This is a genomic window from Pseudoxanthomonas suwonensis (assembly GCF_010093235.1).
GTDB lineage: Bacteria > Pseudomonadota > Gammaproteobacteria > Xanthomonadales > Xanthomonadaceae > Pseudoxanthomonas > Pseudoxanthomonas suwonensis.
In genome coordinates, this window is the sequence record NZ_PDWP01000035.1 from 1 (window position 1) to 23,518 (window position 23,518).

The following is a 23,518-nucleotide window of genomic DNA, read 5'->3' on the forward strand; positions in this document are numbered from 1 at the left end:
GCCCCGGCACCCCGTGCCGCCGCGCCTGCGCCGGCCCCGGCCAAGCCGCGCGCCCCGGGCCGGATGCAGAAGACCGCGGTGCGGTCCGGCCAGCAGGTGTACGCCGAGGGCTGCGACCTGACCGTGCTGCACACGGTCGGCGCCGGCGCCGAGGTCATCTCCGACGGATCGATCCACGTCTACGGCACCCTGCGCGGGCGCGCCCTGGCCGGCGCCCAGGGCAACACCGATGCGCGCATCTTCTGCCGCGAATTCCATGCCGAGCTGGTGGCCATTGCCGGCCACTACAAGGTACTGGACGATATCCCCGAAACCCTGCGCGGCAAGGCCGTGCAGGTATGGCTTGAAGACGGGCAGCTGAAGCTGGCTGCCCTCGACTGATCCGCGCCGGCCGGCGGCCGCCATGCCGCTGCCAGCGCCTCCCCTGCAAGCATCTCCAAGGAGATCTCCATTGGCTGAAATCATCGTAGTCACTTCCGGCAAGGGCGGCGTCGGCAAGACCACCTCCAGCGCCAGCATCGCCATCGGCCTGGCCCGGCGCGGCCACAAGACCGCCGTGGTCGACTTCGACGTCGGCCTGCGCAACCTCGACCTGATCATGGGCTGCGAGCGGCGCGTGGTTTACGACTTCGTCAACGTCGTCCACGGCGAGGCCACGCTCAAGCAGGCCCTGATCAAGGACAAGCGCTTCGACAACCTCTACGTGCTGGCCGCCTCGCAGACCCGCGACAAGGACGCGCTGACCAAGGAAGGCGTCGAGAAGGTGCTCAAGGACCTGGTCGCCGACGGCTTCGAGTACATCGTGTGCGACTCCCCGGCCGGCATCGAGAAGGGCGCGTTCCTGGCCATGTACTTCGCCGACAAGGCGGTGGTCGTGGTCAACCCGGAAGTGTCCTCGGTGCGCGACTCCGACCGCATCATCGGCCTGCTGGATTCCAAGACCCGCCGCGCCGAGTCCGGCCAGCCGCTGCCGGCGCACCTGCTGCTGACCCGCTACAGCCCGGCGCGCGTGGCCACCGGCGAGATGCTCAGCATCGCCGACGTCGAGGAAGTGCTCGGCCTGAAGGCCCTCGGCGTGATCCCCGAGTCGCCCGACGTGCTCAATGCCTCCAACAAGGGCGAACCGGTGATCCTGGAGACCGAATCGGAAGCCGGCCAGGCCTACGAGGACGCCGTCTCGCGCCTGCTGGGCGAGGACCGTCCGCTGCGCTTCACCACCCTGGAGAAGAAGGGCTTCTTCAGCAAGCTGTTCGGAGGCTGACCATGGCGCTGTTCGACTTCCTGCGGGCCAAGAAGAACACTGCGGAAACGGCCAAGAACCGGCTGCAGATCATCATTGCCCAGGAGCGCAGCAGCCGTGGCGCCCCGGACTACCTGCCGCTGCTGCGGCGCGAGCTGCTGGACGTCATCAAGAAGTACGTCAACGTGGACGTGGACGCGGTCAAGGTCGACCTGATCAAGGACGGCGACCACGACGTGCTCGACATCTCCGTCGCCCTGCCGGAAGGCCAGCAGGGCTGAAGCAAGCCGTGGCCGCCAAGGCGGCCGCACGCCCGACCCGCGCATGCACACCCCCTCCGACCGCGACGTCCTGTGCCTGCGCGACGTCGCCTTCGCCGATGCCGCCGCCCTGCTCGCCCGCCACGGGCTGGAACTGGTGGCCGTGCCCGACGGCGAACCGATCCCCGGCAGCTACTGGGGCGAACCGGAAGCCGGCATCATCGGCCCGACCGTGTACGTACGCGGCGACACCCCGGTGCATTCGATGCTGCACGAGGCCTGCCACCTGATCGTGCTGCCGCCGGAGCGGCGCGCCCAGGTCCACACCGACGCCACCGACTCGGTCGCCGAGGAAGACGCCACCTGCTACCTGCAGATCGTCCTGGCCGGGCAGCTGCCCGGCGTGGGGAGCGAGCGGCTGATGCAGGACATGGATGCGTGGGGATACACGTATCGGCTGGGATCGACCAGGGCGTGGTTCGAGCAGGACGCCGAAGACGCGCGGGCGTGGTTGATCGAGCGCGGGCTGCTTCCCGCCACGTAGCCACGTAGCCCGGATAAGGCCGAAGGCCGCATCCGGGGAACACTGCGCGGCCGGGTCCACCTTCGGGTACCCACGTCCCGGCTGCATCGCCTGAAGCGACTCTTACGGGAAGACCCCGGGTGCGCTCCGCTTACCCGGGCTACACGCCGAGCCGGGTAGCCCGGATAAGGCTGGAGGCCGCATCCGGGGAACACTGCGCGGCCGGGCGTACCTTCGGGTACCCACGTCCCGGCTGCATCGCCTGAAGCGACTCTTATGGGAGGACCCGGGTGCGCTCCGCTTACCCGGGCTACACGCCGAGCCGGGTAGCCCGGATAAGGCTGGAGGCCGCATCCGGGGAACACTGCGCGGCCGGGCGTACCTTCGGGTACCCACGTCCCGGCTGCATCGCCTGAAGCGACTCTTATGGGAGGACCCGGGTGCGCTCCGCTTCCCCGGGCTACACGCCGAGCCGGGTAGCCCGGATAAGGCTGGAGGCCGCATCCGGGGAACACTGCGCGGCCGGGCGTACCTTCGGGTACCCACGTCCCGGCTGCATCGCCTGAAGCGACTCTTACGGGAAGACCCCGGGTGCGCTCCGCTTACCCGGGCTACACGCCCAACCGGGTCGCCCGGACAAGGCCGAAGGCCGCATCCGGGGAACACTGCGCGGCCGGGCGTACCTTCGGGTACCCACATCCCGGCTGCATCGCCTGAAGCGACTCCCATGGGAAGACCCCGGGTGCGCTCCGCTTACCCGGGCTACACGCCGAGCCGGGTAGCCCGGACAAGGCCGAAGGCCGCATCCGGGGAACACTGCGCGGCCGGGCGTACCTTCAAGGACCCACATCCCGGCTGCATCGCCTGAAGCGACTCTTATGGGAGGACCCCGGGTGCGCTCCGCTTACCCGGGCTACACGCCCAACCGGGTAGCCCGGACAAGGCCGAAGGCCGCATCCGGGGAACACTGCGCGGACACGGGATGCCTTCGAACACCTGCACCCGGGCCACGTCGCCTGGAGCGACACCCACGGGAGGAGACCCCGGGTGGGATCGGCTTGTCCGGGCCATGCCGGCTTACGTGCTCCTTGCCTCCCCGCCACTTGCGGCCCCGGTGAAGCGCCACTAGCCTGCCCGGCAACGTACGCCACCGGGGAACCCCATGAAGCACCGCCACCTGCTGCTTTCGCTCGCCATCGGCGCGGGCCTGCTGGGCCTTGCGGCCTGCCAGCGCGACGCATCGCCCAGGGGGCCCGGCGCCGACGCCCGTCCCGCGGAAACCGCCGACCAGTTCGTCGCCCGCATCAGCGCCGACCTCAAGGCCGCCTATCCGGAGATCACCTCGGCGCAGTGGCTGTCCTCGACCTACATCAACGAGGACAGCCAGCGCGTGGCGGCCAAGGCCAACGAACGCGCCCTCGCCCAGCTCAACGCCTGGATCGAGGAGGCCAAGCAGTTCGAAGGCCAGCCGATGTCGGAAGACAGCGCCCGCGCCATCGCCCTGCTGAAGCTGATGACCTCGATGCCGGCCCCGCGCGACCCGGCCAAGCTAGCCGAGCTGACCCGCATCGCCGCGAAGATGGAGGGCGCCTACGGCGCCGGCACCTACTGCACCGGGGAAGGTGCGTCGAAGACGTGCCGCCAGCTGGGCGAGCTGGAGGACGTGCTGCGCTCCAGCCGCGACTACGACGCCCAGCTCGATGCCTGGACCGGCTGGCACTCCACCGCCGCGCCGATGCGCCAGGACTACATCCGCTTCGTCGAGCTGGTCAACGAGGGCGCACGCGAACTCGGCTACGCCGACACCGGCGCGATGTGGCGCAATGGCTACGACATGGATCCGGACGCGTTCGCCGCCGAGACCGACCGCCTGTGGGAGCAGGTCAAGCCGCTGTACGAGCAGCTGCACTGCTACACCCGCGACAAGCTGCAGCAGACCTACGGCGTCGAGCGCGGCGTGGTCGGCGAAGGCCTGCTGCCGGCCCACCTGACGGGCAACATGTGGCAGCAGGACTGGGGCAACCTGTGGGACATCCTGCAGCCCTACGAGGGTGCGGGCAGCCTGGACATCACCGGCGCGCTGGAAAAGCAGTACCAGCGCGAGCTCAATGCCGCCCTGCACCGCCGCGGGCCGGGCGCCGGCGTGCGCGAGCGCTTCGAGGCGGAACGCGAGGCGCAGCTGGCCACTGCCAAGGCCATGACCAGGCGCGCCGAGGAGTTCTACGTCTCCCTGGGCATGCCCAGGCTGCCGGAGACCTACTGGGCCAACAGCCAGTTCATCAAGCCGCTGGACCGCGACGTGGTCTGCCATGCCAGCGCCTGGGACATGAACATGGGCGGCGAGGACGGCAAGTCGCCGGACGTGCGCACCAAGATGTGCATCAAGCCCAACGAGGAAGACTTCACCACCATCTACCACGAGCTGGGCCACATCTATTACGACCTGGCCTACAACCCGCAGCCGCCGCTGTTCCAGAACGGCGCCAACGACGGCTTCCACGAGGCCATCGGCGACACCATCGTGCTGGCGATGACGCCGAAGTACCTGGAGTCCATCGGCCTGGTGCAGGCGCAGGCGCAGGGCCAGGAAGCGCTGATCAATACCCAGATGCGCATGGCGCTGGCGAAGGTCTCGTTCCTGCCGTTCGGCCTGATGATCGACCGCTGGCGCTGGGGCGTGTTCGATGGCTCGATCACCCCGGACCGCTACAACCAGGCGTGGTGGGAACTGAAGGCGAAGTACCAGGGCGTGGCCCCGGTGCAGGCCCGCGGCGAGGAGTTCTTCGATCCGGGCGCCAAGTACCACGTGCCGGGCAACACCCCGTACACCCGCTACTTCCTCGCCCACCTGCTACAGTTCCAGTTCTACAAGTCGCTGTGCGAGGCCGCCGGCCACACCGGGCCGCTGTACGAATGCAGCTTCCATGGCAACGAGCAGGCCGGCGCGAAGTTCCGCGCCATGCTGGCGCGTGGCGCCAGCCAGCCGTGGCAGGCCACGCTCAAGGAGCTGACCGGCAGCGAGCAGATCGACGGCGGCGCGGTGCTGGAGTACTTCGCCCCGCTGCAGGAATGGCTGCAGCAGCAGAACCAGGGCAAGTCCTGCGGCTGGCAGGCGCCTTCGGCGCAGGCCGCCCCGAAGGCGGACGCCCCGGCAAAGGGCGCCTGAGGCAACGGTCAGGACGCGGCGGATCGCAGCTCAGTGCAGCGCGGGGCCGGAGTTATCCGGCTCCTCCTGTTCCTCTCCCTCGCCCTCGCCCTCGGCCGGGCGCGCGGCAGCCATCTCGGCCTCCAGCTCCTGCTCGTACTCCTCCGGCGACTTGCCGTTGGCCGCCGCCTCCAGCGCCGCCTCGTCGCGCAGCGCATCCGAATACACCAGCTTCACCGGCACGCCCTGCTCCTCGTGCAGGCGCTGGGCGCGACGCATGAGCATCAGCATCTGCGCGGCGCTGTCGCTGCTGCCGGCGATGCGCCCGTCCATGCCCAGCACCCATACCCCGCTCTGGCGCACCACGCCAGCCAGCAGGTTGCCGTCGCGGTCGCGCAGCTCCGCATGCGGCTCGATCGGCGGACGCCCGGCACGCACGCGGTTGCGGTCGCGCTCGGCCTTGCGCTTGCGCGCGTCGCGGCGGGCCTTGGACTGGATGGACATCTTTGTTCTCCGGGGGATTTCAGGAAGGGCAGAGCTGCTCGCCCGGCTCGATCATCGGCGAGGACGGCGGCGTGGAAACGGGCGGCGGAGCGCGGCGGCCGGCGCTGGACTCCCAGCGCCAGAATGCCCACCCCAGCGTGGTGAACACCAGCATGCCCAGCGCCAGGTGCAGGCCATGGTGGCTCAGCAGCGGCGACAGCAGGCCGGCGACCAGCGAGTTGAGCACCAGCTGCAGGAACGCCTGCAGCGACGAGGCGGCGCCGCGCTGGCGCGGATACATGTCCAGGATCGCCAGGGTCAGCACCGGGAACACCAGGGCCACGCCGAAGGCGTACAGGCTCATCGGCAGCACCGCCCAGGGCACGGCGATCGCCGGCGCGAGCGCGTTGTAGGCCAGGTTGAGTACCGCCGCACCGGCCGAGCAGGCGAAGCCCACGCCCACCTGGCGCGACGGCGGCCAGCGCCCCGCCAGGCGCCCGGAGGCGAACGCGCCCAGGGTCATGCCGCCGATGGTCGGGATGAACAGCCAGGCAAACTCGCGCTCGCCCAGGTGCAGCAGGTCCATCAGGAAGGCCGGCGCCGATGCGATGTACAGGAACAGTCCGGCGAAGTTCAGCGCGCCGGCCGCAGCCAGGCGCTGGAACCGGTGGTTGGAGCCGATCGCCACGTAGTCGCGCACCAGCCGTCGTGGCTTCAGCGGCAGGCGCAGCTCCGGCGGATGCGTCTCCGGCAGCCAGCGGCCCACGCTGGCCACCAGCACCAGGCCGAACGCGGCCAGGAACCAGAAGATCAGCGGCCAGCGCCCGGCGCCGAGCATCCAGCCGCCGAGGATCGGAGCGATCGCCGGGGCGATGCCGAAGATCATCGAGACATGGCTCATCAGCCGCTGCGCGTCGTCGCCCTGCAGCACGTCGCGGATCACAGCGCGGCCGACGATCAGGCCCACGCCGGCCGACAGTCCCTGCAGCGCGCGGAACGCCAGCAGGGTCGGCAGGTCGCCCGACAGCGCGCAACCGACCGATGCGAGGGTGAACACCACCAGACCGGCCAGGATCACCCGGCGCCGGCCCAGCGCATCCGACAGCGGGCCGTGGACGATGCTCATCAGCGCATACGACAGCAGGTAGACGCTGATGGTCTGCTGCATCGCGACCTTGTCGGCGCCGAACTGCGCGGCCATCTGCGGGAAGGCCGGGAAGATGGTGTCGATCGAGAACGGCCCGAACATCGCCAGGCCAGCCAGCAGCAGAGTCAGGGTACGGGTACTGCGCGTGGTCATGTGGACGGCAGGGCCTCGCAAGCGTGGGCGGCGGCGTTGGGGGTTGCGCGGCTCCGGCATCGCGCCGGAGCGCGGCGATCCCCGGCCGGACCGGCGCAGGGACAGGGCCCGGCATCCGCGGCGGGCGCCGCCGCATTGGCGTGTTGGGGATTGGAAGACATCGGCCCGCAGCCCCTCGGAAGCCGCCATGGTAAGCCAAGCCCACGTCGGCACCGCGTCCGTCCGGACCTTGGCGTGCAGGAATCCGGGCATGCGCAGCTGCCCCCCGGGTCCGGCCCGGGATCCGGGCGCCCCCGATCCCGGCACGCCGGTTCCCGGGACCGGGCGCACGCCGGCCGGGCCCGCGGCCACGGTATAATCCCGCCCGCTGTACCTGGTGGGAGAAGTCGGCCCCGGCCGGCTGCCGAAGGCGCAAACGCCCGTAATCGCTCAGGCCCGATACCACCGCTGCTGCAAACACTCTGGAGAGACCGGCCGCGCGCGAGCGCCGCGCCGGCGCCGAAGGGGCACGAAGCACGCGACCTCGTCCGCGCGTCTTCCAAACTCTCAGGCAAAAGGACAGAGGGGCACCCCGCCGCGCCTGCGCGGCGCACTTCCATGCCCCAGTCCGGACCGCCTCCATGTCCCAGCACGCTCCTTCCCTGCGCGAACTCGAGCAGCACGATGCCTTCGTCGGCCGCCACATCGGCCCGAACGACGCTGAAATCGCCACCATGCTCCAGGCCGTCGGCCACGACTCGCTCGAGGCCCTGACCGACGCCATCGTCCCGGCGACCATCAAGTCCGCCGACCCGCTCGCGCTGGGCGGCAGCCTGACCGAAGAAGAGGCGCTGGCCCGCATCCGCGCCATCGCCAGGAAGAACAAGGTCTTCCGCAGCTTCATCGGCCAGGGCTACTACGGCACCCACACGCCGAAGGTGATCCTGCGCAACATCCTCGAGAACCCGGCCTGGTACACGGCCTACACGCCCTACCAGGCGGAGATCTCGCAGGGCCGCATGGAAGCGCTGGTGAACTTCCAGCAGATGTGCGCCGACCTGACCGGCATGGAGATCGCCAACGCCTCCCTGCTGGACGAGGCCACCGCCGCGGCCGAGGCCATGACCCTGGCCAAGCGCGCCGGCAAGTCGAAGTCCGACACCTTCTTCGTGCACGACGCCGTGCACCCGCAGACCCTCGAGGTGCTGCGCACCCGCGCCGAGCCGCTGGGCATCACCCTGCGCGTGGGCACCCCGGCCGAGGCGATGGAGGCCGAGTGCTTCGGCATCCTGCTGCAGTACCCAGATACATTCGGCCACATCGGCGACCACAAGGCCCTGGCCGAGGCGATCCACGCCCGCGGCGGCCTGGTCGCGGTGGCGACCGACCTGCTGGCCCTGACCCTGATCTCCGCGCCCGGCGAGTGGGGCGCGGACATCGTGGTCGGCAACTCGCAGCGCTTCGGCGTGCCGTTCGGCTTCGGCGGCCCGCATGCGGCGTTCATGGCCTGCCGCGACGCGTTCAAGCGCTCGATGCCCGGCCGCCTGATCGGCGTCTCGGTCGACACCGACGGCAACCCGGCCTACCGCCTGACCCTGCAGACCCGCGAGCAGCACATCCGCCGCGAGAAGGCCACCTCCAACATCTGCACCGCACAGGTGCTGCTGGCGGTGATGGCGTCGATGTACGCCGTTTACCACGGGCCCGAGGGCCTGGTCCGCATCGCCCGCCGCACCCACCGCATGGCCGCGATCCTGGCCGCCGCGCTGCGCCAGGCCGGCGTCGAGGTCGGCGAGCGCTTCTTCGACACCCTGCACGTGAAGAACGTGGACGCCGGCGCCATCCTCGCCCGCGCCCGCGAGGCCGGCATCAACCTGCGCGAGATCGACAGCGAGGCCGTCGGCATCAGCCTGGACGAGACCACCACCCGTGCCGACCTCGTCGCCCTGGCCGGCCTGTTCGGTGCCGGCATCGACATCGACGCGCTGGACGCGGCCACTCCGGACGCCCTGCCGGCCGACCTGCTGCGTACCAGTCCGTTCCTCCGGCACCCGGTGTTCAACACCCACCACAGCGAGCACGAGCTGCTGCGCTACATGCGCTCGCTGGCGGACAAGGACCTGGCGATGGATCGCACCATGATCCCGCTGGGCTCCTGCACCATGAAGCTCAATGCCACCGCCGAGATGATCCCGGTCACCTGGCCGGAGTTCAGCCAGATCCACCCGCTCGTGCCGGCCGACCAGGCCGAGGGCTACCGCGAGCTGATCACCGGCCTGGAGGCCATGCTGGCCGAGTGCACCGGCTACGACGCGGTCAGCCTGCAGCCGAACTCAGGCGCCCAGGGGGAGTACAGCGGCCTGCTGGCGATCCGTGCGTACCACGCCTCGCGCGGTGAAGGGCATCGCGACATCTGCCTGATCCCGGAGTCGGCGCACGGCACCAATCCGGCTTCGGCGCAGATGTGCGGCATGAAGGTCGTGGTCACCCGCTGCGACGCCAACGGCAACATCGACGTGGAGGACATCCGCGCCAAGGCCGAGAAGCATTCGGCCAACCTGGCCGCGATCATGATCACCTACCCGTCCACCCACGGCGTGTTCGAGGAGGACGTGGTCGAGATCTGCGAGATCATCCACGCCCACGGCGGCCAGGTGTACACCGACGGCGCCAACATGAACGCCCTGGTCGGCCTGGCCAAGCCGGGCAAGTGGGGTTCGGACGTCTCCCACCTGAACCTGCACAAGACCTTCTGCATCCCGCACGGCGGCGGCGGCCCGGGCGTGGGCCCGTGCGCGGTCAAGTCGCACCTGGCCCCGTTCCTGCCGCGCACCCTCGGCAGCGACGGCAAGGTGGGCATGGTCAGCGCGGCCAGCTTCGGCAGCGCCTCGATCCTGCCGATCAGCTGGATGTACATCGCGATGATGGGCGCCGCCGGCCTGCGCAAGGCCACCCAGGTGGCCCTGCTCAACGCCAACTACATCTCGAAGAAGCTGGCCCCGCACTACAGGACGCTCTACACCGGCCGCAACGGCCTGGTCGCGCACGAGTGCATCCTCGACATCCGCCCGCTGGAGAAGGCCACCGGCGTCGGCGCCGAGGACATCGCCAAGCGCCTGGTCGACTTCGGCTTCCACGCCCCGACCCTGAGCTTCCCGGTCGCCGGCACGCTGATGGTGGAGCCCACCGAAAGCGAGTCGCTGCACGAGCTGGACCGCTTCATCGACGCGATGATCCAGATCCGCGAGGAGATCCGCGCGATCGAGGACGGCAGGCTGGACCGCGAGGACAACCCGCTCAAGCACGCCCCGCACACGGCGCAGCAGGTCTCGGCCAGCGAGTGGAAGCACGCCTATCCGCGGGAGCTGGCCGCGTTCCCGCTGCCGTCGCTGAAGAAGCAGAAGTACTGGCCGCCGGTGTCGCGCGTGGACAACGTCTACGGCGACAAGAACGTGTTCTGCGCCTGCATCCCGGTGGACGGGTACAGGGAAGAGGAAGCCGGGGCGTAAGCCCCGCACGCGAAAGGCCCCGCTCCGGCGGGGCCTTTCTTGTTCCCAGGGCGTGCGCGCTCAGTCGCGCAGGCGCAGGGTCGGCTGCTCGTCGATGGTGCCGTCGGCGCGCACCACCACGTAGCGGGTGCCCTCGCGGTTGAACAGGACCGGGACCGGCGGCTGGAACAACGGGCGGCGGACGAAGCGCAGTTCCCAGTGGAAGAAGCGCATGGTTTCCAGGGTGGCCTGTTGCTCGGGGGTCAGGCCGGCACTGAGCTGCGACGGGTCCGCGGGCGCGGGGACGCGCCGGCGCTCGGTGCGGGGTTGGGGCTGGGTGTTGGATAACACGACGATCTCGGCACTTGGGCTGGGGGATGCCTGGCCTGCGGCGGGGGACCGGACCAGGCATGGGCAGTCTTGTAGAAGCAAGGCACATGCCACTCCCTGTACGCATGCCATCTGGCTGGCGCCGTACCCCGCTGGCCGCCGGTTGCTGCCAGCCCTTGCCGGCCTGGCCGCCTTCCGCCCCGCCGCCCCCACCGCCAAGGGCCCCGGCAGCGCCGCTCATCCGACGCTGATTAACAAATTCTTGACACCACCATCCCATCCCTCCAGAGTGCGCGCCGCCCGGAACGGGCGTTATCCAAACCACTGGAAGGTAACAATGAAGAAGACCCTGGCCCTGGCCGCTGCCGTGGCCCTTTCCGCCCTGTCGACCAACGCCGTCGCAGGCCAGCCGTTCGTCCGCGCCGAAGCCGGCCACAGCGACGTTGAAATGAGCGTCGGCCGCTACCGCGGCAGCGAGACCGATACCGCCGTGACCATCGGTGGCGGCTACTGGTTCACCCAGAACTTCGGCATCGAAGGCCACATCGGCACCCTGTACAGCGAATACCTGGGCAACGACTTCGACGTGGACCTGGTCACCCTGGGTGCCGGCGTCGTGGCCAAGCACAACTTCGGTCCGGACAACACCGGCTTCTTCGTCGGCGCCCGCGCCGGCCTGGCCCGCGTGACCCTGCAGCTGCGCGAAGACCACTTCGACGTCGTCGACGACGAGAGCTCGGTCAAGCCGTACATCGGCGTGACCGCCGGCTACGACTTCAGCCGCCGCTGGGGCCTGAGCCTGAACTACGACCGCCGCAAGGCCGACATCGATGGCGTCGACTTCGACATCGACACCATCACCTTCGCCGGCGAAATCCGCTTCAAGTAAGCGGCACCGCGAAGCGGGAGGAGCCTTCCGGCTTCCTCCCCTGCCACGCCAGGAAGGCCCCGCGATGCGGGGCCTTCCCTTTTTCCCGGATGCATCCACGCGGACGCCGGGCACCCCGCGGTTGCGCCTGCGGCCTGCAGCATCCGTCGCGCATTTCACGATTGCCTTACCCCGGAGGCGGTTACCTGCACATGCACGAACCTGTGCAGAGCAGGAGCAACCCATGCCACGCGGTGACAAGTCCAGCTACACCGGCAAGCAGAAACGCCAGGCCGAACACATCGAGGAAAGCGAGAAGGCCCGCGGGCGCGGCGAGGAAGCCGCCGAACGCATCGCCTGGGCGACCGTCAACAAGCAGGATGGCGGTGGCAAGCAGTCCGGCTCGGGCAGGAAATCCGCCGCCCGCAAGTCCGCGAAGAAATCCGCGACGAAGAAGGCAACGACGAAGAAGGCGACAGGTGGCGCGCGGAAGACGGCGAAGAAGGCCACGAAGAAGACCGCCAGCCGGAGCAGCGCAGCAAAATCCACGGCCCGGAAGGCGACGAAGAAAGCGGCGAAGAAGACCGCCGCTGCACGCAAGAGCCCCGCGAAGAAGACCGCCCGGAAGACCGCTGCAAAGAAGACCGCACGCAAGACCGCGGCCCGGAAGTCGCCCCCCCGCAAGGGCGCGGCGAAGAAGGCGACGAAGAAGACCACCACGCGCAAGAGCAGCCCCGCGAAGAAGACGGCAGCGAAGAAGACCGCCCGCAAGACCACCGGACGGGCGACGAAGAAGGCCGCGAAGAAGTCCGCTACGAAAAAGGCCGCAGCCAGGACCGGCGCGCGCAAGTCTCCCACCCGGAAGGCTACGAAGAAATCCTCGCTCCGGACCGCGAAAAAGCCAGCCCGCTGAGCACCAGGCCCCTCCCTTCCGGGGGAGGAGTTGGGGAGAGGGAACCCGGGTGCGCTTCGCTTACCCGGGCTACGACACGTAGCCCGGATAAGGCCAAAGGCCGCATCCGGGACGGACGCCGGAACCACCCACGCCAGGACACCAGCCGTGCTACGCCCGGCAACGGCCTCGGCGCCCGTCTCTTCCTTCCGCCCCCGCCCGCGCCCCGGCCGTCTCCACGGGAAGCGGCATTCGAGGACATGCGCGCCGGTGGCGCGAGCATGTCCTCTCACCCAAAGGGAGAGGGGAACCCGGGTGCGCTTCGCTTACCCGGGCTACGACACGTAGCCCGGATAAGGCCAAAGGCCGCATCCGGGATGGACACCCGAACCACCCGCGCCAAGACACCAGCCTCGCTACGCCCGGCAACGGCCTCGGCGCCCGTCCCTCTCTCCGCCCCCGCTCGCGCCCCGGCCGTTTCCACGGGAAGGGGCATTCGAGGACATGCGCGCCGGCGGCGCGAGCATGTCCTCCCACCCAAAGGGAGAGCGGAACACCCGTCGCTCCGGCTTCCGCCGGGGTGACGTGAGGGGAATCAGATGTCGCCGCCCCCGGCAGCTTGGCTGCCAGCCACTGCGCGCGAGCCGCAACCCGGCCCGCGATACCAGGCCAGGACGGACGGAGCCAGCCGCGGCTCCAGCGCGACGCCCAGCGCGCTGCACTCATCCAGCGCATCACGTACCCGCTGCTGCGCCGGCGTGGGACCGGCCAGGCCTTCCAGCTCGTCCACCGACAGCTGCGCGAGGGTCCACTCATGCAGGCCGTCGGCGCGCTGCTCCAGTGCCGCATGCAGCCAGTCGCGCAGCCGGTACGTGCGATAGCCACGCGCGCCCAGCGTCGCCACGCGCTCCGCCAGCAGCGCCGACACGCCACGGAACCATTCGGTATGTCCGCCTGCCGGCACCCGGATCGCCAGTGGCGCCGGGGCGTTGTATTCGTACAGCCGCGCGCGCAGCTCCAGCTCCAGGTCGCGCGCGTCGCGGATGGACTCGGCCTCCACCAGCATCCCGCCCTCCAGGTCGAAGAATCCGAACCAGCGCGGATGCAGCGCCGATATCCGTCCCAGCGGATCGGCCGAGAATCCGATCTTGCAGTGGTCTTCCCACGCGCAGGGAAACACATAGGCGAAGCAGCGCCCGTCGATCGCCACGGTTTCCGCAAACGCCGGAGACATCACGGTCGCCTCGCCCATGCGTCGGCGGCTCATGCCATCTTCTCCGGTGCCGCAGGTTGCCGCGCCCCGGGCGCGCGGTCGCGCGCATCCGCGCTTGCCTGCGTGCCCTCCGCTTCCGGCGCGCGCATCTGCCAGGGGTCCCGCGCCCGCGTCACCTGCGGCCGCGCGCGGAACACCACGCTCATGCGCGGCGGCACCGGGCGCACGGTCTTGGGGATGCCGTGCTCGTGGGTGGTCTGGCTGGCGTGGCTCATCACCAGCAGGCTGCCCGGCTCCAGGTCGATGCCAAGCGCGCGGCCGCCAGACTTGGCGCGGATGTTCATGCGCCGGGCGCTGCCCAGCGAGACCAGGGCCAGCGGCTGCCCGGGCACCAGCTGGTGCAGCTTGTCGTTGTGCATGGCCACGCTGTCGTTGCCGTCGCGATAGAAGTTCAGGCCCACGCTGGTGTAGCCGCCGGGCACCACCGCCCTCACCCGTTCCAGCATCTGGCCCAGGGGCAGCCCTCCAGGCACTTCGTCCAGCGCATACCAGGCCATCAACCGCGGCACGTCGACCACGCGGTCGTACATCGGCCTGCGCGCGGACTGCCAGCGGCAGCCATCGCGCAGCGCCTCGAACCATTCCCGGGCCAGCGCAGGCGGCAGGAACTCCGACCAGTAGCGGATACCACCCTCGGCGTCCTCCACCAGGGTCTGCGGTCCGTTGTCGAACAGGTCCATGCCGCCCTCCTGCGCAATGCGCGGTTGATCAGTGGAAATCGCGGGATTCGACCTGCATCCCGCCCAGCAGGTCGCTCAGGTCCTCGAGGTGGGCGGCGATCAGGTGCTCCACGCCATCCACCCGTTCCCAGCGTCCGCGCACGCCCATCAGCCGCGACTGCAGCAGCGGCTTGCGCTGGCGCACGGCCAGGTCCGGCCACACGATCACGTTGACCATGCCGTGCTCGTCCTCGAGGGTGACGAAGATCGTGCCCTTGGCCGTGGCCGGCCTCTGCCGCTGGGTGACCAAGCCGGCCACGTGCACGCCGCTGCCATGGCGTCGCTGCTGCAGCTCGCGCACGCCGAGGATCCGCCGCTGCACCATCTGCGCGCGCAGCAGGGCCATCGGATGCGCGCGCAGGCTCAGTCCGGTGCTGCGGTAGTCGGCCAGCAGCTCCTCGCCCAGGCGCGGCGCCGGCAGTTCGATGCGGGTTTCATCCGGGCTGGTATCCAGCAGCGGCCGCTTCGGCTCGATCCCGGCCACCGCCCAGCGCGCGGCATTGCGGTGCCCGGCCAGGCCATCGAGCGCGCCCGCTTCGGCCAGGGCCTGGCGCGCCTTCGCATCCAGCCCGGCACGCCGGCACAGATCGGCCACGTCGCTGAAGGGACGCCAGCGCCGCGCATCGACGATCGCCTGCGCCGCGCTTTCCGGCAGCCCCGCCACCAGCCGCAGGCCCAGCCGGATCGCCGGCTGCCTGCCCTCGCCCATCGGCTCCAGCGCGCAGTCCCAGCCGCTGCAGGCCACGTCCACCGGCCGCACCTCCACGCCCTCGCGTCCGCCGCGGCCGCGCCGCGCGTCGTGCACGATCTGGCTGGGCGAGTAGAAGCCCATGGGCTGCGAGTTGAGCAGGGCGCAGGCGAAGGCCGCCGGCTCGTGCCGCTTCAGCCAGGCGCTGACATAGACCAGCTTGGCGAACGAGGCCGCATGGCTCTGCGGGAAGCCGTAGGAACCGAAGCCCTTGATCTGCTCGAACAGCTGGTCGATGAACCCGCTGCCGTAACCCTTGCCTTCCATCAGCCGGCGGATCTTCAGGCGGTGCGGCTCCATGTCGCCGCCCCGCCCCCAGGCCGCCATCGAGCGGCGCAGGTGGTCGGCCTCCTCCGGCGTATAGCCGGCATGGATCACCAGTTCCATCACCTGCTCCTGGAACAGCGGGATGCCCAGGGTGTTGCCGAGGATCTGCTTTACCCCCTCGGAGGGATAGCTAACCGGCTCCTTGCCCATGCGCCGGCGCAGGTAGGGATGGACCATGCCGCCCTGGATCGGCCCGGGGCGCACGATCGCCACCTGCACCACCAGGTCGTAGAACGTCTTCGGCCGCAGCCGCGGCAGCATCGCCATCTGCGCGCGCGATTCGACCTGGAACACGCCCACGCTGTCGGCGGCCTGCAGCATTTCGTAGGTGGCCGGGTCCTCGCGCGGCAGGGTGGCCATGTCCAGGCGCACGCCGCGGTACCCCTCCACCAGGTCGAAGGCCTTGCGGATGCAGGTCAGCATGCCCAGCGCCAGGCAGTCGACCTTGAGCATGCCCATCGTCTCCAGGTCGTCCTTGTCCCACTGGATGATGGTGCGGTCGGCCATGGCCGCGTTCTCCACCGGCACCACGGTCGACAGCGGCGCGTCGGAAATGACGAAGCCGCCCACGTGCTGGGACAGGTGGCGCGGCATGTCCTCCAGCATCGCCGCCAGCGCCAGCACCTTGTTGACCAGCGGGTTGTCCGGATCGAACCCGGCCTCGGACAGGCGCTGGCGCATCGGGGCGGCGCCATTGCCCCAGCCGAAGCACTCGGCCAGCAGGCCGATCTGGTCCGGCGGCAGGCCGAAGGCCTTGGCCACGTCGCGCACCGCGCTCTTGCCGCGGTAGCGGATTACCGTGGCCGCCAACGCCGCGCGCCGCCGCCCGTACTTGCCATACACGTACTGCAGCACTTCCTCGCGGCGCTCGTGCTCGAAGTCCACGTCGATGTCCGGTGGCTCGTTGCGGGCCTTGGACAGGAAGCGCGAGACCAGCAGGCGGGTCTGGGCAGGATCCACCGCGGTGATGCCAAGGGCGAAGCACACCGCCGAGTTGGCCGAGGACCCGCGACCCTGGCAGAGGATGCCCTTGCCGCGCGCATAACGGACGATGTCCTCCACGGTGAGGAAGAACGCCTCGTACTTGAGCTCGGCAATCAGCGCCAGCTCCTCCTCGATCTGCGCGGCCACCTTCGGCGGCACGCCCTCCGGCCAGCGCCGGCGCATGCCCTCTTCCGTGAGCTGGCGCAGCCAGCTGGTCGGGGTATGCCCCGGCGGCACCAGCTCCTTCGGATAGACGTAGCTGGCTTCCTTGAGGTCGAAGTGGCAGCGCCGCGCCAGCTCCACCGAAGCCTGCAGCAGCGGCGCCGGATGGATCGCCGCCAGCGCGCGGCGCGTGCGCAGGTGGCGTTCGCCGTTGCGGAACAGCCGGTCGGCGCACTCGGCCAGGGGGAGGTTGTGGCGGATCGCGGTCAGCGTGTCCTGCAGCACCCGGCGCCGGCGCACGTCCATGTGCCCGTCGCCCGCCGCCACCGCCGTCATCTGCAGCCGCGCCGCCAGTTCCTGCAGCCGGGCCAGGCGCGCGGCATCGTCCTGCTCGCGGTGCAGCTCCACTGCAAGGTACGCGCGCTCGCCGAACAGCAGGCGCAGCCAGCGTCCCTGCACCGGATCGGGTTCGGCGCCCGGCAGCCACAGCGCGAACAGGCCGCAGCCCTCGCCCGCCACCTCCCCGGCTTCCACGCCCGGCGGCGGCATGCGCACCACCCGCTCCACGTCGGCGCGCGAGAGTCGGTAGCTGCCCTTGGCCGAATTGCGCCGGCCGGTGGTGATCAGCTCGCACAGGCGCGTATAGCCGGCGCGCGACTGCACCAGCAGCACGCAGCGCAGGCCACAGTCCAGCGCGAACTCGCTGCCCACGATGAGCTTCACCCCGGTGGCGCGCGATGCCTCCCAGGCACGGACGATGCCGGCCAGCGAACATTCGTCGGTGATCGCCAGCGCCTCGTAACCGCACTGTGCCGCGCGCGCGAACAGGTCCTCGGCACTGGAGGCGCCGCGCAGGAACGAGAACTCGGACAGGCAGTGCAGCTCTGCATAGGCCGGCAGGCCGTCGTCGGCGACCGGCGCATCGTCGTTGGCCGCCTCCAGTGCGCCGGCCTCGCGCCGGGCCAGGCGCCAGGCGACCTGGCGGAAGCGCGGCACGCGGGCACCGGGGGTTTCCCGGTCCACGCCGTCGATGGCGTCATCCCAGCTCATGCGAACCACCCGTGCAGCATCCAGCCGCCCTCGCGCGCGCCGGCGGCGCGGAACGCCCAGGCACGCTGGCCGCGACCGGTGCGCACCACGTAGTAGTCGCGGCGCACGTCGCCCTCGTCCCACCAGCCGCTTTCCAGCCGTTCCGGCCCGGACAGCACCTGCAGGCGCGTGTCGTGCAGCGGCACCGGTTCGGGCAGCAGCCAGGTGGGCCGTGGCGGGCGCGACGGCGCGGCAGGCACCTTCGCCTCGTCGCCGGTCACCCGGCACCAGGCGCGCTCGGGACGCGGATCGCCCTGCGGCGCCACCCGGTACACCGACTCGTCGCCCAGGCGCGCACGCAGGCGCTCGCGCAGCTGCGGCCAGTCCAGCGCCTGCTGCGAACGTTGCGCGAACAGGTCCTGCATCGCCGGCACGAACGGCGGCAGGTGCCGCGCCAGCAGGCGCATGCCCACCACCGGGCGCTCGATCTCCACCCGCTCCAGGCGCCCGCGCGCCAGCTCGAACAGCATGGATGCGCTGCGCTCCGGCGCCAGCAGGCCCACTTCCACGTCGGTATGGCCCTGCTCGTGTTCCAGCCGCAGCACGAAACGCTGCACGCCGCCGTCGCGGATCGACAGGTAGGTGCACAGGTCGCCGACCAGGCGCCGCAGCGGGAACAGCAGCGCGGTATGGGTCTCGACCTCGTAGCCCAGCTCGACGCGTTCGTCGAAATGCTCCGGCGGCTGGTAGCACTCCAGCGGATCGTCCGCCTCGCCATAGAGCTTCTGCAGGTGCTCCAGCAGCGCCTGGCCGAAGCGGCGGCGCAGCGCATCCGATGGCAGCGCGCGCAGCTGGCCCAGGGTGCGGATGCCCATGCGCTGCAGCCGCGTGCCGGCGTCGTCGGGCAGCACCGCGCGTCGCACCGGGACACGGTCGAGCAATGCCGGCAAGGCCGCTGCCTCCATCACCGCCATGCCATCGCGCAGGCCCGCCAGCACCCGCGCCGCGCGCGGGGTCGGGGCCAGGGCGATGCGATGGCGGAAGCCCAGCTGTTCCAGTTCGCCACGCAGGCGCCGCTCGAACCGCGGCCAGGGTCCGAACAGGCGGAAGCTGGCGCGCGCCTCCAGCACGATGGCCGAGGTCCACTGCGCGCTGACCAGCGAGCTGTGGCGGTAGGCCCAGGCGGCGAGGAAGCGGTGCACGCGCGCTTCCGCTGCCGGGTCGTAATCGACCATCGCGAACTGCGGCAGCAGCGCGTGCGCGGCGGTCAGGCGCATGCCCGGCGCCAGTCCCGCGGCGGCCGCGGCGGCGTTGACCGCATGCAGGCTGCGCAGCTGCGCCGGACCGCCGACCAGGGCCAGCGGCGCCTCCGGCTCGGGATGGCGGCGCAGCACCGCGTCCAGCGCCAGCTGCGGCAGCAGGATGCAGGCCCAGAGCATCAGCTGCCCTCCCCGTGCCGGCACCTGGGGACGGGAAGGCCGGCCGGATTCCACGGCAGTTGGACGACGTGCAAGGACATGTCAGTGCGCCAGCTGCACCAGCCCCGAGGGCGGCTGCCCCCCCCGGCACTTGAGTACCCGCCAGCCTCCATCCTCCAGCAGCAGCCGCAGCGCCGCAGGCGAGGCATTGGCAGCATGGCGGCGGTCGCGCAGGACGAAGCCGCAGCAGTCGCCACTGTCGGCGGCCACCTGCAACCGGCGCAGGGCACGGTCGTCGCCACCCGGCGGCCAGCCCAGCACCGCCGCGCAGGCGCCGCTGCGCAGGCACTGCTCCTGCGCCCACAGCGCATCGCGCGGGGAGGCATCGACCACGTGCAGCCCGGCCAGGTCCACGCCGGCAGCCTGCCAGGCCGGGGCATAGGGAATGAACGGTGGCGCGACCAGGACCACGGTGCCGCCGGCGGCGGTCATGCGCGCGATGGTCGGCAGCAGCAGCGCCAGTTCGCCGACGCCGTTGGCCGGCAACAGCAGCTCGGTCAGCGCCCGCCGCGGCCAGCCGCCGTGCGGCAGGCGCGCATCCAGCGCCGCGTGCCCGCTCGGCTCGCCGTCGGCCGGCAGGCGAGTGCTGCGCCCGGCATGCCACAGCGTGCGCGCGGCCAGCAGGCTGTCGATGGCAACGACCTGGGCCATCTCAACCCCTTCGCACCAGGCCGCAGTACACGCCTTCGATGGCGAAGTCCTGGCCCGGATGCACCTCGATCGGGGCATGGGCCGGATTGCGCGGCAGCAGGCGGATCCGGTCCGCCCCGCGCTGCAGGCGCTTGATGGTCAGCTCGCCCTCCACCCGTGCCACCACGGTCTGGCCGTCGCGGGCCTCGGGGGTGCGGTGCACGCCGACCAGGTCGCCGTCGAGGATCCCGTCCTCGATCATCGAATCGCCCTGCACCCGCAACAGGTAGTCCGGGCGCGGCGAGAACAGCCGCCGGTCCAGCCACAGCGCCTCCCCGCCCTCGCCCACCGGGCCCAGCCGTTCCACGCCCGCGGCGCTGATCGGCAGGCCGGCCGCCACCCGGCCCAGCACCGGCAGCGGCAGCAGGTCGGCCCCGCCGCCCGGCAGCCGCAGGCCGCGCTTGCGCCCCGGCACCTGCTCCAGCAGGCCATCGGCGACCAGCGCCTGGACATGCTTCTGGGCGGCATTGCGCGAGGAAAAGCCGAATTCTTCGGCGATCTCCGCCAGGCTGGGCGCGCGCCCGGCAGCCAGCTCGCGGCGCAGGAAATCCAGCACGGCGGCGCGCTGGGGGGGCAGGGAGGAAGGATCGCTCGGGCTCATGGTGTACATTTGTACACCTTCCGCGTCTCAGGGGTCGAGAGTCACGCCCCTGCGCCCTCGAAGCACGGCCACGGCCTCACCCCCCCTTGAAGCACTTTGTGGCCCGGATAAGACCGCGCCCTCCGCCATCCAAGTGCGACGAAGCTGGGCCGTCGCCCCGGCCCTTGCACTTCCGACGTGCGATGCCCTGCTTTTTTTGTGCTGCATCCGGGGCCCCGCCACGCTGGAAATGCCCATTGCGCAACCCAGCGGTAACGCCCAACGCGTGGCGACGCGCCAGCCGCGTAGCCCGGATAAGGCCAAAGGCCGCATCCGGGGCCCCGCCACGCTGGAATGCCCATTGCGCAGCCCGGCGGTAACGCCCACGCGTGGCTACGCGCCAGCCGCGTAGCCCGGATAAGGCCAAAGGCCGCATCCGGGGCCCCGCCACGCTGGAAATATCCATTACGCAGCCCGGCGGTAACGCCCAACGCGTGGCGACGCGCCAGCCGCGTAGCCCGGATAAGGCCAAAGGCCGCATCCGGGACCCCGCCACGCTGGAAATATCCATTACGCAGCCCAGCGGTAACGCCCACGCGTGGCGACGCGCCAGCCGCGTAGCCCGGATAAGGCCGAAGGCCGCATCCGGGGCCCCGCCACGCTGGAATGCCCATTGCGCAGCCCAGCGGTAACGCCCACGCGTGGCGACGCGCCAGCCGCGTAGCCCGGATAAGGCCTAAGGCCGCATCCGGGGCCCTGCCACGCTGGAAATGCCCATTGCGCAACCCAGCGGTAACGCCCAACGCGTGGCGACGCGCCCAGCCTCGCCAGTACCAGGTACCTGCAGGGCACCGGGAACGCACCCCGGCGCCCAGGCCACGCATCCACCACGCCCTCTGCTTTCGGGACCACTGCCCGGACAAGGCCGAGCCGCATCCGGGGGAATCCACGCTTCTCCCCGCGCCCCACCGCAGCGACAGCCCTACTTCACTTCACCACCGTCTGGATCGCATGCGCCGGGATGGTGATGCGGGTCGAGGCCGTGCCGACGTAGAAGTTGTAGGTGATGGCCTCGCCGGTCGGGTTCATCACCACCGTGGCCAAGCGGCCATCCGCATTGAGGAAGGCGGTGGCCAGCAGGTTGCTGCGGCTGCTGGCCACGCCCACGCGGTGCGCGCCCGGACGCAGGAACTTCGAGAAGTGGCCGATGTACCAGTAGCTGGGCGTGTAGACCAGCTCGCCGGTGCGCGTGTCCGCATGCAGCGGCGCGAAGCAGTAGTTGCCGACGTGGTTGGGGCCGCCGTTCTCGTCCAGCAGCATGTTCCAGTCGATCCAGGCCGAGGCGCCGTTGTTGAGGTCGTGGATGATCGAGGTGCCGTAGCGCTCGCCGTTGGACCAGCGCTGCAGCTGCGCACGGTCGAACTTCTCCACCGTCGCCTCGGTCAGCAGCAGCACCTTGTCCGGCCAGGCCTCGTGCACGCGCGCCACGTTGTCGAACATCGGCTCGAAGCCGGCCCAGGTCTCGTACCAGTGGAAACCCATGCCCCAGGCGTACTTCGAGGCCTCGGGGTCGCCGAAGATCACGTTGGCGCGGTGGACCATCATGTCGCGGTTGTGGTCCCACACCACGATCTTCGTGTCCTGGTATCCGGCCGCATGCATCGCCGGTCCCAGATGGTCGCGCAGGAAGTCGCGCTCCTCCTCGGCGGTGTAGAGCATCGACTCCCAGGTCTGCTTCGCCATCGGCTCGTTCTGCACGCTGATGGACCAGATGGGGATGCCCTCGGCCTCGTAGGCGGCGATGAACTTCGTGTAGTACTTCGCCCAGGCCTGCCGGTACTGCGGCAGCAGGCTGCCGCCCTGGAGCATGTTGCCGCTGTCCTTCATGAAGGCCGGCGCGCTCCACGGGCTGGCCATCAGCGGCAGGGTGCCGCCCGCGGCGGCGATCGCGCGCCTGATCAGCGGGATGCGGTGGCGGCGGTCGTGTTCGATCGAGAACGGGCCAGTTCCGCGTCGCCCTCCTCCACATAGGTGTAGCTGCCGCTGGCGAAGTCCGAGCTGTGGATGGTGGTGCGCGCCAGGCTGTAGCCGATGCCCTGCCCGACGTCGTAATAGGCCCGCAGGAACTCGGCCTGGCGGCTCGCGTCGAGCCTGGCGAAGGTCTCGGCCGTGGCATCGGTGATCGCGCCGCCGATGCCGAGGAATTCCTGGAAACGCCTGCCCGGCTCCACGAACACCGAGTTCTCCGCCTCGGTCAGCGGATGGCCCTCGCGCAGCGGCGGCGCCTCGCTGCGGACCATCTGTCGCGGCGCGCCCTGCGCCGTGGTGTAGACCGCGATCCCGCTCCCGGCGGCAGCCGCCGCCTGCGGCGCCAGCGCCGCCAGACCCAGTACCGCCACGACGAACGCCCTCATCGCACCCTCCCGGTCCTTGCCGGTCCGCAGGGTAACCCGGTCCCAGGCCGCGCACGCCCCGGGCTCTTTTGTGCAGTGCAGCACAATTTACGCCCCTGTCATGTCAACCCCCCTGTTTTTCCACGCGATCTGAACATTTCCACAGGCAGATTTTTCCCGTGTCCACTCGCCGGACACCGCCCGCCGGCAAGGACGCCAGCGGGCGCTCCCGGCGATGTGATCCCCCGAGACGCAACACCAGCAGGAGCGGCGCGCCGCAAGGCCGCCGGAAACGGAGATGTCCCAGATGCCTGCATCCGAACACAGCGATCGGCTCGACCTCGAACGGCTCGAGCGCTACCTGCCCGAGCTGCTGCACCAGTACGTCCCGGATCCCACTCCGCTCGCCGCACTCCCCCACGGCGCCAGGGGCGAACCGGCACATCTGCCGCTTGCCTGACTCCCGTTCATGATCAGCCGGCCGGGGGGCCGGCTTTTTTTTGGTTCTTCACCCAACTCCGGGGAAGGCCGCCCGGATCTTGAGGAAGAAGTAGGCGTCATCGCGGAAGCCGTAGGCCATGCGCTTGATGACCTTGATCTTGTTGTTGATGCCCTCGACCAGGTTGG

At 70.4% G+C, this 23,518-nt stretch carries 18 protein-coding genes, 2 pseudogenes and 1 riboswitch; of the genes and pseudogenes, 9 read left to right on the forward strand and 11 right to left on the reverse strand.

Annotation, left to right across the window (positions count from 1 at the left end):
* The 5 genes from minC to CSC68_RS14360 form a co-directional block, all read left to right on the forward strand.
* A partial coding sequence (minC, locus tag CSC68_RS14340) for a septum site-determining protein MinC (RefSeq protein WP_162204294.1) occupies window positions 1-381 on the forward strand: 381 nt, incomplete at its 5' end.
* Between the two features lie 70 nt (window positions 382-451).
* The gene (minD, locus tag CSC68_RS14345; RefSeq protein WP_162204295.1) at window positions 452-1,261 is read left to right on the forward strand and encodes a septum site-determining protein MinD; all 810 of its coding nucleotides are present in this window, start codon (window positions 452-454) and stop codon (window positions 1,259-1,261) included.
* Window positions 1,262-1,263: 2 nt separating this feature from the next.
* Window positions 1,264-1,521 carry a cell division topological specificity factor MinE gene (gene minE / locus CSC68_RS14350; protein ID WP_019399450.1) on the forward strand — a complete coding sequence of 86 codons (258 nt, stop codon included), beginning with the start codon at window positions 1,264-1,266 and terminating at the stop codon, window positions 1,519-1,521.
* Window positions 1,522-1,564: 43 nt separating this feature from the next.
* Window positions 1,565-2,044 (forward strand): hypothetical protein, encoded by a 480-nt coding sequence (locus CSC68_RS14355; RefSeq protein WP_162204296.1) that lies wholly within the window; start codon window positions 1,565-1,567, stop codon window positions 2,042-2,044.
* Window positions 2,045-3,185: 1,141 nt separating this feature from the next.
* On the forward strand, window positions 3,186-5,189 hold the full coding sequence (locus CSC68_RS14360) for a M2 family metallopeptidase (RefSeq protein WP_162204297.1): 2,004 nt from the start codon (window positions 3,186-3,188) through the stop codon (window positions 5,187-5,189).
* Between the two features lie 99 nt (window positions 5,190-5,288).
* Here CSC68_RS14360 and CSC68_RS14365 read toward each other — a convergent pair.
* Both CSC68_RS14365 and CSC68_RS14370 read right to left on the reverse strand, forming a co-directional pair.
* Window positions 5,289-5,672 (reverse strand): annotated as a pseudogene (locus tag CSC68_RS14365) (hypothetical protein); the annotation flags it as partial.
* A gap of 19 nt (window positions 5,673-5,691) precedes the next feature.
* Entirely contained in the window at window positions 5,692-6,951 is a 1,260-nt protein-coding gene (locus CSC68_RS14370; RefSeq protein ID WP_162204299.1) for a multidrug effflux MFS transporter, read from the reverse strand.
* 451 nt (window positions 6,952-7,402) lie between these two features.
* A riboswitch (glycine riboswitch) is annotated at window positions 7,403-7,523 on the forward strand.
* 48 nt (window positions 7,524-7,571) lie between these two features.
* Between CSC68_RS14370 and gcvP the strand changes: the two genes are divergently transcribed.
* Window positions 7,572-10,439, forward strand: coding sequence for an aminomethyl-transferring glycine dehydrogenase (gene gcvP, locus CSC68_RS14375; protein WP_162204300.1), 2,868 nt, complete (start codon window positions 7,572-7,574; stop codon window positions 10,437-10,439).
* Window positions 10,440-10,499: 60 nt separating this feature from the next.
* Here gcvP and CSC68_RS14380 read toward each other — a convergent pair whose 3' ends face one another.
* Window positions 10,500-10,769: a hypothetical protein gene (locus tag CSC68_RS14380; RefSeq protein ID WP_162204293.1), complete on the reverse strand. Its 270-nt coding sequence runs from the start codon at window positions 10,767-10,769 to the stop codon at window positions 10,500-10,502.
* Window positions 10,770-11,085: 316 nt separating this feature from the next.
* On the opposite strand from CSC68_RS14380, the gene CSC68_RS14385 reads away from it, so the two are divergent.
* Complete coding sequence (locus CSC68_RS14385; protein ID WP_162204301.1) at window positions 11,086-11,637, forward strand: outer membrane beta-barrel protein; 552 nt, start codon at window positions 11,086-11,088, stop codon at window positions 11,635-11,637.
* Window positions 11,638-11,860: 223 nt separating this feature from the next.
* Window positions 11,861-12,529: a HupB gene (locus tag CSC68_RS14390; protein ID WP_162204302.1), complete on the forward strand. Its 669-nt coding sequence runs from the start codon at window positions 11,861-11,863 to the stop codon at window positions 12,527-12,529.
* A 574-nt stretch (window positions 12,530-13,103) separates the two neighbouring features.
* Here CSC68_RS14390 and CSC68_RS14395 read toward each other — a convergent pair.
* The 7 genes and pseudogenes from CSC68_RS14395 to CSC68_RS14425 form a co-directional block, all read right to left on the reverse strand.
* Window positions 13,104-13,742 carry a GIY-YIG nuclease family protein gene (locus tag CSC68_RS14395; protein ID WP_162204307.1) on the reverse strand — a complete coding sequence of 213 codons (639 nt, stop codon included), beginning with the start codon at window positions 13,740-13,742 and terminating at the stop codon, window positions 13,104-13,106.
* 29 nt (window positions 13,743-13,771) lie between these two features.
* Window positions 13,772-14,461, reverse strand: a complete 690-nt coding sequence (locus CSC68_RS14400; RefSeq protein ID WP_246193599.1) for an alpha-ketoglutarate-dependent dioxygenase AlkB — start codon at window positions 14,459-14,461, stop codon at window positions 13,772-13,774.
* Between the two features lie 28 nt (window positions 14,462-14,489).
* On the reverse strand, window positions 14,490-17,771 hold the full coding sequence (locus CSC68_RS14405; protein ID WP_162204303.1) for an error-prone DNA polymerase: 3,282 nt from the start codon (window positions 17,769-17,771) through the stop codon (window positions 14,490-14,492).
* On the reverse strand, window positions 17,768-19,189 hold the full coding sequence (locus tag CSC68_RS14410; RefSeq protein WP_162204304.1) for a Y-family DNA polymerase: 1,422 nt from the start codon (window positions 19,187-19,189) through the stop codon (window positions 17,768-17,770). Before CSC68_RS14410 ends, CSC68_RS14405 begins: the two co-directional genes overlap by 4 nt.
* A gap of 81 nt (window positions 19,190-19,270) precedes the next feature.
* Window positions 19,271-19,879, reverse strand: a complete 609-nt coding sequence (imuA, locus tag CSC68_RS14415) for a translesion DNA synthesis-associated protein ImuA (protein WP_162204305.1) — start codon at window positions 19,877-19,879, stop codon at window positions 19,271-19,273.
* A 1-nt stretch (window position 19,880) separates the two neighbouring features.
* Entirely contained in the window at window positions 19,881-20,519 is a 639-nt protein-coding gene (lexA, locus tag CSC68_RS14420; RefSeq protein WP_162204308.1) for a transcriptional repressor LexA, read from the reverse strand.
* A gap of 966 nt (window positions 20,520-21,485) precedes the next feature.
* Window positions 21,486-22,912, reverse strand: a pseudogene (locus tag CSC68_RS14425) (glycoside hydrolase family 30 protein).
* Between the two features lie 277 nt (window positions 22,913-23,189).
* Between CSC68_RS14425 and CSC68_RS14430 the strand changes: the two are divergent.
* On the forward strand, window positions 23,190-23,351 hold the full coding sequence (locus CSC68_RS14430; RefSeq protein WP_162204306.1) for a hypothetical protein: 162 nt from the start codon (window positions 23,190-23,192) through the stop codon (window positions 23,349-23,351).
* Window positions 23,352-23,399: 48 nt separating this feature from the next.
* Here CSC68_RS14430 and CSC68_RS14435 read toward each other — a convergent pair.
* The coding region (locus CSC68_RS14435; protein ID WP_162202733.1) for a transposase at window positions 23,400-23,518 on the reverse strand (119 nt) is incomplete at its 5' end.

Coding starts and splice junctions, on each gene's coding strand:
- CSC68_RS14370 (WP_162204299.1), bottom strand. CDS start 6,951: ATGACCACGCGCAGTACCCGTACCCTGACTCTGCTGCTGGCTGGCCTG.
- CSC68_RS14390 (WP_162204302.1), top strand. CDS start 11,861: ATGCCACGCGGTGACAAGTCCAGCTACACCGGCAAGCAGAAACGCCAG.
- imuA (WP_162204305.1), bottom strand. CDS start 19,879: ATGGCCCAGGTCGTTGCCATCGACAGCCTGCTGGCCGCGCGCACGCTG.
- lexA (WP_162204308.1), bottom strand. CDS start 20,519: ATGAGCCCGAGCGATCCTTCCTCCCTGCCCCCCCAGCGCGCCGCCGTG.
- CSC68_RS14395 (WP_162204307.1), bottom strand. CDS start 13,742: ATGTCTCCGGCGTTTGCGGAAACCGTGGCGATCGACGGGCGCTGCTTC.
- CSC68_RS14410 (WP_162204304.1), bottom strand. CDS start 19,189: ATGCTCTGGGCCTGCATCCTGCTGCCGCAGCTGGCGCTGGACGCGGTG.
- CSC68_RS14360 (WP_162204297.1), top strand. CDS start 3,186: ATGAAGCACCGCCACCTGCTGCTTTCGCTCGCCATCGGCGCGGGCCTG.
- CSC68_RS14430 (WP_162204306.1), top strand. CDS start 23,190: ATGTCCCAGATGCCTGCATCCGAACACAGCGATCGGCTCGACCTCGAA.
- CSC68_RS14400 (WP_246193599.1), bottom strand. CDS start 14,461: ATGGACCTGTTCGACAACGGACCGCAGACCCTGGTGGAGGACGCCGAG.
- CSC68_RS14355 (WP_162204296.1), top strand. CDS start 1,565: ATGCACACCCCCTCCGACCGCGACGTCCTGTGCCTGCGCGACGTCGCC.
- CSC68_RS14385 (WP_162204301.1), top strand. CDS start 11,086: ATGAAGAAGACCCTGGCCCTGGCCGCTGCCGTGGCCCTTTCCGCCCTG.
- CSC68_RS14405 (WP_162204303.1), bottom strand. CDS start 17,771: ATGAGCTGGGATGACGCCATCGACGGCGTGGACCGGGAAACCCCCGGT.
- gcvP (WP_162204300.1), top strand. CDS start 7,572: ATGTCCCAGCACGCTCCTTCCCTGCGCGAACTCGAGCAGCACGATGCC.
- minE (WP_019399450.1), top strand. CDS start 1,264: ATGGCGCTGTTCGACTTCCTGCGGGCCAAGAAGAACACTGCGGAAACG.